General features: G+C 62.7%; 7 protein-coding genes and 2 pseudogenes. 8 read left to right on the top strand and 1 reads right to left on the bottom strand.

Annotated elements, in window-relative coordinates; genetic code table 11:
• Window positions 1-694: 694 nt before the first annotated feature.
• The 3 genes from NM1_RS42250 (at window position 695) to NM1_RS15345 (ending at window position 3,710) form a co-directional block, all read left to right on the top strand.
• A complete protein-coding gene (locus NM1_RS42250) occupies window positions 695-1,081 on the top strand; it encodes a hypothetical protein (RefSeq protein WP_147289094.1) in 387 nt (128 codons plus the stop codon).
• Between the two features lie 442 nt (window positions 1,082-1,523).
• Entirely contained in the window at window positions 1,524-2,702 is a 1,179-nt protein-coding gene (locus tag NM1_RS15350) for an NAD(P)/FAD-dependent oxidoreductase (RefSeq protein WP_068019993.1), read from the top strand.
• Window positions 2,703-2,813: 111 nt separating this feature from the next.
• On the top strand, window positions 2,814-3,710 hold the full coding sequence (locus NM1_RS15345; protein ID WP_068019991.1) for an RNA polymerase sigma-70 factor: 897 nt from the start codon (window positions 2,814-2,816) through the stop codon (window positions 3,708-3,710).
• A 498-nt stretch (window positions 3,711-4,208) separates the two neighbouring features.
• On the opposite strand, the gene NM1_RS15340 is transcribed toward NM1_RS15345, so the two are convergent.
• Complete coding sequence (locus NM1_RS15340; RefSeq protein ID WP_068019989.1) at window positions 4,209-4,544, bottom strand: histone-like nucleoid-structuring protein Lsr2; 336 nt, start codon at window positions 4,542-4,544, stop codon at window positions 4,209-4,211.
• A 234-nt stretch (window positions 4,545-4,778) separates the two neighbouring features.
• Here NM1_RS15340 and NM1_RS15335 point away from each other — a divergent pair, with 234 nt between their 5' ends.
• The 5 genes and pseudogenes from NM1_RS15335 to NM1_RS41100 form a co-directional block, all read left to right on the top strand.
• Window positions 4,779-5,078, top strand: a complete 300-nt coding sequence (locus tag NM1_RS15335) for a transposase (RefSeq protein ID WP_068019987.1) — start codon at window positions 4,779-4,781, stop codon at window positions 5,076-5,078.
• Between the two features lie 2 nt (window positions 5,079-5,080).
• On the top strand, window positions 5,081-5,752 hold the full coding sequence (locus NM1_RS15330) for an IS3 family transposase (RefSeq protein ID WP_169814263.1): 672 nt from the start codon (window positions 5,081-5,083) through the stop codon (window positions 5,750-5,752).
• Window positions 5,724-6,608 (top strand): annotated as a pseudogene (locus NM1_RS15325) (transposase); the annotation flags it as partial. The gene NM1_RS15330 and the pseudogene NM1_RS15325, both read left to right, overlap by 29 nt.
• A 608-nt stretch (window positions 6,609-7,216) precedes the next feature.
• A complete protein-coding gene (ltrA, locus tag NM1_RS15320) occupies window positions 7,217-8,671 on the top strand; it encodes a group II intron reverse transcriptase/maturase (RefSeq protein WP_068019985.1) in 1,455 nt (484 codons plus the stop codon).
• A gap of 115 nt (window positions 8,672-8,786) precedes the next feature.
• Window positions 8,787-9,302 (top strand): annotated as a pseudogene (locus NM1_RS41100) (IS30 family transposase); the annotation flags it as partial.
• Window positions 9,303-9,351 lie beyond the last annotated feature (49 nt).

Genomic DNA, 9,351 nt, shown 5'->3' with positions numbered 1-9,351 from the left:
ACTGCCGGGCTGCATCGTGGAGATTGGGGCCAGTGCGTCGTCGATGGCTGAGGCGAGGTCGATACTTTCGTCCTGGCCCATCGAATCCAGACAGGAGTCACGGAGCTCGTCCATCTCCGGCGGTCCACCAGAACGCGCACCGCACCCGCCGTCACATTGGCGCCCGAAGTCCGCGTCGTGAGGCCCGCCAGTTCAATCACCGACACTGACAGGGTGGCCCAACTCATCCCCGGATGGCTTCTCAGGCCGATGCCATGATCCACTCCGTCCGACTATGGTCAATGAAAGCCCGGCGCCTGCCGTCGATGTGAACGGTGAACTCGATGGTGTAATGGCGGCCCGAGTCGAGGATGCTCGCATCGCTGCCCGGGTCGAATCCGAGACAATGCCCTGCCTGTGCTGCGACCCACGTGGTGCGCGTAAGCAGTTGCATGTGGGCTGAGTGAAACTCGCCGCCATCGTAGCGCATCTCGCTGAGGTCGAGTCACTGTCGGTCTTCTATTTTCTGAAGGATTTATGAATCCACCGTTCTTGTAGTGGACAATCTTTCAACCGCAGGGAACGCTGTGTGGCGACCACGGTCGTCAAGACGTTCAAAGTGGAGCCCCGATGCGTTGGCGTGACCACATTGTGCGCCTCCGCATTATGGGGACCGTGGCTAGTTTTCCATGAATCGAAAGGTAAGGAGGCTGGCGTGGCCGCAGCGGTGCACTGTGCTATCAAACGATCTGTTGGTGTGGTTCTTTCGGTGATGGCAGTTCTGACCTTCGGGACTGCGACGGGCGGATCGGCATCGGCCGATTCGCCACCGATTGAATCCTTCTCCAGGACCTGTACAGCTCAATGGCTCTCAGGCGTAAATACTTTTGTTCTGAACAAGGTCCATCCCGAAGAGAGAGGATGTAAGGTCCGTTACTCGTTCAAGGCGGATTATGAGCCGTATTGGGAGCGTGAAACATACGAGGCCGGGGAGAAGTTTCCGGTGCGAAATCCGGACGGAGACAAGTGGGTCTTCTTTTTTGTGTGCGACACAGATGAAAATTCATGGGGATGCACGGACTGGGTCCGATATCTCACCTAGAAGGCAAGATTGGAGCCGCTCTTTGTGAACCGATAGGCTTACGGTTCGCATGTGATTTACCTTCGACAGTGATAGGGGTGCGTCTATGATGAGTCCGAAGCAGCAGGAAGCTGTGGCGCATAGAATTGCCGGGTGCTGTGCAGCCGGTAGATGGCGGCGCCGCCGCCAATACCAAGGCCACCTCTCCCAATACTGGCGCTGCGGACACCCACTCACCTGAATGTCGTTGCAGTATTAACACGTCTAGTGGTGTCTATATCGCACTGCGTCGTGGCGTCGGTGCGAGGGGGCGTAACAGTTAACTTCGCTCCGTTTTGTGGGATGGATGCATCCGGCTCGGTGTCCACGTCCCAGTGCCTGGGGGTGATATGTCTCACATCATGTCAGAACGTTCGACTGCGAGGTGTCTTATGCCCGACCCCCTCGAACGAAGGAGATACCGATGACCGGGAACAACGTAGTTGTGATCGGCGGTGGATTCGCCGGCGTCATGGCAGCCAACCGACTGACGAAGCGTGACGACGTGATCGTGACCTTGATCAACCCACGCCCGCGCTTTGTGGCAAGGCTGCGTCTGCACCAGTTGGTGGCTGGCACGCATGACGCGGTCACCGACTATGAGGAAGTTCTGAGCAAGCGTGTTCAGCAGGTCATCGGTACCGCAGCACAGATTGATGCGGGTAAGAGCAGCGTGGAGCTGGTTTCGGGCGAGACGGTCGCCTATGACTATCTGATCTATGCAGTCGGCAGTGGCAGCGCGGTACCGAGTGTGCCGGGAGGTCCGGAGTTCGCATACCCGATTGACACTCTGGAAGGCGCGCAGCGATTGCGGCCGGTGGTTGACGCTACGCCTGCTACCGCGACGATCACGGTTGTTGGGGCCGGTCCCACCGGGATCGAAACCGCGGCAGAACTGGCGGAGCAGGGCCGTCGGGTGACCCTACTGTGCGGCGGCGTGCTGGGGCCGTACTTGCATGTGAATAGTCGGCGCTCGGTGGCCAAACGGCTGACCGAGTTGGGGGTGACTGTGCTCGAGGGCGGTGAGTCGCGGGTGACCGCCGTCACCCGCGATACGGTGCAGCTCAGTGGGGGCCACACGTTGTCTAGCGCGGTGACCATCTGGACCGCTGGCTTCGGCATCCCCGACCTGGCCGCGCGCAGTGGGCTGAGCACAGACTCGGCGGGTCGCCTGCTCACAGATGAGACGTTGACCAGTGTTGATGACTCGCGGATCATAGCGGCAGGAGACTCGGCGGCTCCTTCTGCTCAACCGTTCCGGATGAGTGCATATGCAGCCGGCTGCCTCGGCGCGCATGCCGCTGACACGGTACTCAATCGGATGGCCGGTGTGCAGCCCGACTCACTCCACCTGCGGTTCAACGGGATGTGCATCAGCCTGGGGCGCGGGGCTGGCATCTTCCAATTCGCCGCCAAGGACGACACAGCGAACAAATTCTCGCTGCGGGGTCGCCCCGGTGCGACGATTAAGGAGCTTGCCTGCAATGCAGCTGTCAAACACCTGACAAAAGAGGCACGCAAACCTGGTTCGAACACCTGGAGAACGGATGATAAGCACCGGCAACGACTGCTGGAGTACGGCGAGGCTTCGGCTAGTCGTTGAGCGCCACGATGTAGTGATAGTCGATTCCGGTCGAGAGTAGGCGACGTTGGAGGAATGCATTGCGCAAAGGACGCTGGCGAGGAGTGTTAGTCACATAGTGCGGGTCCACAGATGAGCGATCACATTGCCGCCCAAGCGACCAAGGTTTTCATGGTACACCGGGACCTGTTGTTCACTGTTGCCTACGAGATGCTCGGATCGGCGTCCGATGCCGAGGACGTCCTGCAGGAAACCTGGCTGCGATGGGTCAAGGTTGATTTTCGACACGTACACGATCAGCGTTCTTACCTGGTCCGAATCACTACACGGCAGTCGCTCAACCGGCTGCGTGTCATGCGGCGGCGGAAGGAGTCCTACATCGGCCAATGGCTGCCTGAACCACTGCTCACAAGCCCGGATATCGCAGAGGACGTCGAACTTGCCGAGAGTGTATCGATGGCGTTGATGTTGGTGCTGGAAACGTTGTCTCCTACCGAGCGCGCGGTGTTTGTGCTACGCGAGGCATTCGGAATCGGCTACGACGAGATTGCTGCCGTGCTGGGCAAGACCTCGGCGGCCGTGCACCAGATCGCGCACCGTGCCCGTCGACACGTGGAGGCTCGGCGTCCGCGGCAGGAGGTGTCACCAGCCGAGATCCGGGCAGCGTTGGAGGCGTTTCAGCGTGCGCTCGAAACCCTGGACCTGCAAGGCTTGCTCGAAGTGCTCGCTCCGGACGTTGTCATCATCAGCGACGGCGGCGGTGTCAAGTACGCCCCGCCGCGTTCGATCACCGGCGCGAACAAGGCGGCCCGTTTCATCCTCGGCGGTCTTGCTCGGGCCGATGTAGTGGTCACCTTCGGTTCGACAGTGGTCAACGGTAACCCGGCGCTCGTGCTCCACGTGGACGGCGAGCTCGACGGTGTGCTGGCGGCCCAAGTGGAGGGTGGTCGCATCACTGGCCTGTACTACGTCCGCAACCCTGCGAAGCTGACCCATGTCGAATCTGAAATTTCGCTCACTTTGCACTGACCAGGGGGACTCGGCAACGCCAGGTGGACCGTCCTCGCCTTCGTGCCGACGCATCAACTTCTAAAGAAGTCGATACGCCTCGCAGATAACCAGCCCTTGGTGTGGTGGGGCATGTCCTCGGGAGGTTAGCGGCTGGGCAGCAGCAACCAACGCCCTGAACCGTGATACGGGCGAGCCAACACCAGGCGTCTCACCGGATATCCGGAAAGCGCTTGAGGACCTTCACGATGCGGGCTACAACGGCTACGGCCGCGGCAAGGAAGCCTTCTTCAGGAACCGCTACACGCCGCCGATCAGGACACTGATTGACGCCGGGCACTCCTTTTGACTTCGTCGCCTCGTATCTGGTGGCGCTTGGGCGCTTTGCGAGTGGTATGGATGAGCTGAAGAAGATCTATAAGTAGGCGCCGACCTAGAACACCGATGAAGGCTGCGATGGGCGGCGAGCCGACTCCCAGATCCGCCGGGCTCGCCCGCCCGTTATCGGCGCCGGGAGCCTCAGCTCGCCTTGTTGTACGCCGCAACCACATCCGCCGAGATGCGGCCTCGGCTCGATACGTCATAGCCATTCTTTCGGGCCCAGTCCCGAATCGCGCCAGTCTGCTCCTTGTCGGCCGCGGTGCGGGCGCCAATCTTGCTCTTGCCCTTGGGGATTCGCCCCACCTTCCGGGCAGGCCCAGTCCACTGCTCGAACACCTCGCGGAGTTTCCCCGTGTTCTTCACCGACAGGTCGATCTCATACTCCACGCCGTCGATGCCGAAGCGCACCGTCTCCTCGGCCTTGGATTTGCCGTCGTAGTCGTCAACCAGTTCGACGGTGACCTTCTTCGCCATGGCTTTCGCTCCTCTATCTTCATCAGATCTACATCGAAATGCCGGAGTGCTACAGTAAGCGTAGAACGCAGACCAGGCAGATCGGCGCCTGGCACGCGGAAACTATAGTGGCGTTCACCTATCCGGTGATGCCCAACGGCTGCAAGCTGTCGCGCGGGGCGTGCCGAGTTGAGGTTCCACCGCTTTCACGGAGAGCTCTGACGTGGTCCTATTGGGCCCGGAAGGAGTTCATCAGTGGCAGCACTGAAGAAATATCCCGATGAGTTGAGGGCTCGGGCGGTCAGGTTGTATCGGGAGTCGGATCCCAAGCCGACGGTCCGGAAGCTGGCCGCGCAGTTGGGGGTGCATCACGAGGCGCTTCGGAATGGGATCCTCCAGGCCGATGCCGGTGAACGTCATGACAGGCTGACGACCGACATGGCCGAGGAAAACAAGCAGCTGCGCAAGCGGGTCGCCGAACTCGAACGCGTGAATGCTGTATTGCGTGATGCGAGTGCGTATTTCGCGTCGGAGCTCGGCCAGACCCGGAGGTGATCGTGCGGTTCGTGAAGGATCACCCGCAGCACTCGGTCGAGCTCGTATTGCGGGTGCTGGGCATCGCGTCGTCGACGTTCTACGGGTGGTTGCAGCAGGCGAAGAACCCGTCGCGGCGGCTGGCCGATGAACAGTTGCTGGCTGAGATCGTCGATATCCACACCAGTTCCGGCGGCACCTACGGATCGCCGCGGGTGCACGCGATGCTGCGCCGCCGTGGTATCGCGGTCGGCCGTAAACGAGTGGAACGGCTGATGCGGGCCGCGGGGTTGCAGGGCGCGTTCCTGCGGAAGAAGTGGCGTATTCCCTCGACTCGGCAGGATCGCCGCGCCGCGCCGGCGCCGGATCTGGTCAACCGCGACTTCACCGCAGACACCCCGGATCGGTTGTGGGTGGCCGATGCGACGCGGATTCCGACCGGTGAGGGCGTGGTCTGGCTGGCCGCGCGGTGCGCGATGCGTTCTCCAACCGGATCGTGGGCTGGAAATGCTCGGACCGCTGTGACACCGAACTGGTGCTCGGGGCGGGCGAGTATGCGGTGTGGGTGCGGGATGTGGGTGACGGGCTGCTGGTCCACCATTCCGATCGTGGCTCGACCGGTGAATTCAACTGGTCGTCGCAACATCTCATGGATGAGGAGTTGCGATGGGTGTACCGAGGCAGCGGGCCTCTGATCGGGCGACGCGACCGAAGATGCGGTCGCCTGGTCGGCCGTCGAGTTTGAGTCGCGAGCAGCGGCAACAGTTTTGGCGGAACATCGCGGCAGGGATGCCCAGTGAGGATGCGGCGGTGCAGGCCGGATTCTCATCGGCGGTGGGATCGCGGTTGTTCCGCGAAGCTGGCGGAATGCCGTCGATCAGCATGGACCCGCTATCGGGACGCTACCTATCCCTACAGGAGCGCGAGGAAATCGCTCTGCTGCGGGCCCAGGGTCTCGGCGTGCGCGAGATCGCAAGGCGGATCGGTCGTTCACCGTCGACGGTCTCACGAGAGCTGCGGCGCAACGCCGCAACCCGCAGTGGATACCTGCACTATCGGGCCTCGACCGCCCAATGGCATGCACAGCGGCGCGCGTGCCGGCCTCGACCGGCCAAGCTGGCCGCGAACGACCGGCTGCGCGAATATGTCCAGCAACGGCTGTCAGGAACCGTCACCGGGCCAGACGGGGCCATGGTGGCGGGTCCGGCGGTGGAATGGATCGGCCGCCGCCACGGTCCTCGCAAGGATCGCCGGTGGGCCAGGTCCTGGAGCCCGGAGCAGATCTCCCACAAGCTGAAAACCGAATTCCCGGACGATGATTCGATGCGGATCTCGCACGAGGCGATCTACCAAGCCCTCTATATCGCCGGTCGCGGCGGGCTGGCTCGCGACGCGACCGCATGCCTGCGGACCGGGAGGGCACTGCGAGTCCCGCGAGCCCGAACTCGCGGGCGCGGCAAGAAATTCGTCAATCCCGACGTCCTGATCGACAAGCGTCCCGCCGAGGCCAACGCCCGCCGCGTCGCCGGGCACTGGGAAGGAGACTTGGTGCGCCACGAGGCGCTGTGTAACCGAGCGGAGGTGAGAGACCTGCGCCGTTGTGCTGTCGCAGCAGCATAGCGAAGCTGGGGGCAGCCCGACCCGGGAGACGCCGGTGAGGGTGGCAAGCAGCCCCGACAACGACGGGACGGGCCAGTACTACCGGATGGTCCGGGTCCGGCAAGCAAGAGGAGAAGGTGTACGCGAGGAACCAGTGTTCTAACGCCTCTCAAGTCTCCCGCCAGCTCCAACCCGGTGGATTCGGGCTGGTCTGCGATGCGCACTAACACCTTTCGCGGTGTTGGGAACTCCGGGATCGGTTTAGGTCGCCGGTTTCGGAGGCCACGGTGAATGCCTGCGGCGTAACCGTGGCGATATCGCAGGGGCATAGCTGGGCACCTCCCTCCTCGATCGGTTTGCAGTGAACGTGGGAACCGCCGCGCGGCTCCCCGAGCCGACCGTTTCCGGCCAGGAGCGGCGGTCTCGGGTTGATCCGTCGTCGATCGATGGCCGTGCGGTGGGGCGGAGGGGCCGTAGTAGTCCGAGCGAGGGAAAGCCTCGTACATGGCGAAGGGCCCCAGCGGATTTGACGCAGTGAGCGGGTAGAGAAGGAGGCGCTGGTGAATACCGGCGAGCTGTCATGGCCCGATCCAGATCGGGCGGCATGGCGGGTACGGCAGATGCAACGCAAGCTGCACCACTGGGCGGTCGAGGATTCGGGCCGCCTGTTCGATGACGTGTTCAACCTCGTCCATCACCCGGATTTCCTCACTGTTGCGTGGGAACGGGTGCAGGGGAACAAGGGTGCTCGTTCAGCCGGTGTCGATCGGCTGGCACCGGCATCGGTGGTCGGGGATCAGGAGGTCGTGGCGTTTCTGGGCAAGGTCCGAGAGCAGGTCAAGGCTCGGACTTTCACGCCAATGCCGTTGCGGGAGAGACTCATTCCCAAACCGGGAAGCGGCAAGCTCAGGCGGCTCGGTATCCCCACGGCGACCGACCGGACGGTGCAAGCATCGTTGTTGCTGGTGTTGGAGCCGATCTTCGAGGCGGATTTCGAACCGGTTTCCTACGGTTTCCGTCCGAAGCGTCGTGCTCAGGATGCGATCGCCGAGATCCATGCTCTGGGGACCCGGAATTATCACTGGGTGTTCGAGGCCGACATCGCGGCGTGTTTCGACGAGCTGGCCCACTCCGCGATCATGGAGCGGGTCCGCACACGCATCGCCGATAAACGTGTCCTGGCCCTGATCAAGGCGTTCCTGAAGGCGGGCATCATGTCCGGCGACGGGACGGTCAGGAACTCCGACACCGGCACACCCCAAGGGGGCATACTCTCACCGCTGCTGGCCAACATCGCTCTGACGGTGTTGGACGCGCATTTCGTCGCGAAATGGGAGGCCCACACAACTCCCTACCAGCGCGAGGCGCACCGCAAACGCGGCGGTGCCACCTATCGAATCGTCCGTTACGCAGATGATTTCGTGATCATGGTGGCCGGGAACCGAACACACGCGGAAGCGCTATGGGACGAGGTCGCGCAGGTGATCGCCCCGTTGGGGTTACGCCTGTCGGTCGAGAAGTCCCGGGTCTGTCACCTGGACGAAGGGTTCGACTTCCTCGGGTTTCGCATCCAGCGGCGCCGGAAGAGGGGAACCGCCAAGATGAGTGTCTACACCTATCCGTCGAAGAAGGCTCTGGCCTCGATCATGGCAAAGGTGCGGGCGCTGACGAAGAAGGCACGTCATCACGGCCTCGCTGACCTCCTCGGGCGCCTCAACTCGGTGCTTCGAGGATGGTGTGCATATTTCCGCCACGGTGTGTCGAAAGCGACGTTCGGGTATCTCGATGCCTTCGCCTGGCATCGGGTCACCCAATGGTTGCTCAAGCGGCACAAGCGAATCACGTGGGCGGAGCTTTACCGGCGGTTTCTGACCGGCAGGCCAGGCAACCGACCGGAAGCAGACGGGATCGCCATGTTCGACACCACCGCCGTCGCGGTCACCCGCTACCGGTGGCGGGCGGGCAACATCCCCACACCATGGTCGGGCACCGCGGGAATCACAGTTCCCGCATAACAGTGGCAGTCCGTGGAGCGCCGGATGCGATGAGAGTCGCACGTCCGGTGCGGAGGGCGGGCCGGGGAAACGGACCAGGAGCAATCCAGGCACCGCGCCCCGGTCCGACCCCTACATTCTGGGTGCCGACAGCTCCGCGATCGGCACTCTCGTCGACCGGACCACCAGGTTCACCATGCTGCTGCATCTGCCGCGCATGAACGGCCACGGCACCGAGCCGCGCATCAAGAACGGCCCACCCCTGGCAGGCCACGGCGCCGATGCGGTCCGCGAAGCCATCGCCGCAGCGTTCGCGATGCTACACCCGTCGCTACGCCGCTCTCTGACCTGGGACCAGGGCTCTGAAATGTCCCAGCACACCCAGCTGCGCGCCGACACCGGAGTGCCCATCTACTTCGCCAAACCGCACAGCCCATGGCAACGAGGCACCAACGAGAATACGAACGGCCTTCTCCGTCAATACTTCCCGAAGGGAACAGACCCCAGCCGGCACTCCGCCAACGACCTCGCCGCAGTTGCGCACACACTCAACACCCGACCGCGCAAGACCCTCGGCTGGCGAACCCCCGCCGAAGCTCTCGCCGCCCAATTACGCTCACTCCCACAGGATTGTGTTGCGACGACTGGTTGAACCTGAGACCTACACGGCGATTCGTTTCGCGAACAGGTTGGTCGACAAC

This window comes from Nocardia mexicana NBRC 108244 (assembly GCF_001613165.1).
Lineage (GTDB): Bacteria > Actinomycetota > Actinomycetes > Mycobacteriales > Mycobacteriaceae > Nocardia > Nocardia mexicana.
Note: the sequence above shows the minus strand (reverse complement) of the source record. Positions and strands in the feature narration are given on the sequence as shown.

Coding starts and splice junctions, on each gene's coding strand:
- NM1_RS15350 (WP_068019993.1), top strand. CDS start 1,524: ATGACCGGGAACAACGTAGTTGTGATCGGCGGTGGATTCGCCGGCGTC.
- NM1_RS15345 (WP_068019991.1), top strand. CDS start 2,814: ATGAGCGATCACATTGCCGCCCAAGCGACCAAGGTTTTCATGGTACAC.
- NM1_RS15340 (WP_068019989.1), bottom strand. CDS start 4,544: ATGGCGAAGAAGGTCACCGTCGAACTGGTTGACGACTACGACGGCAAA.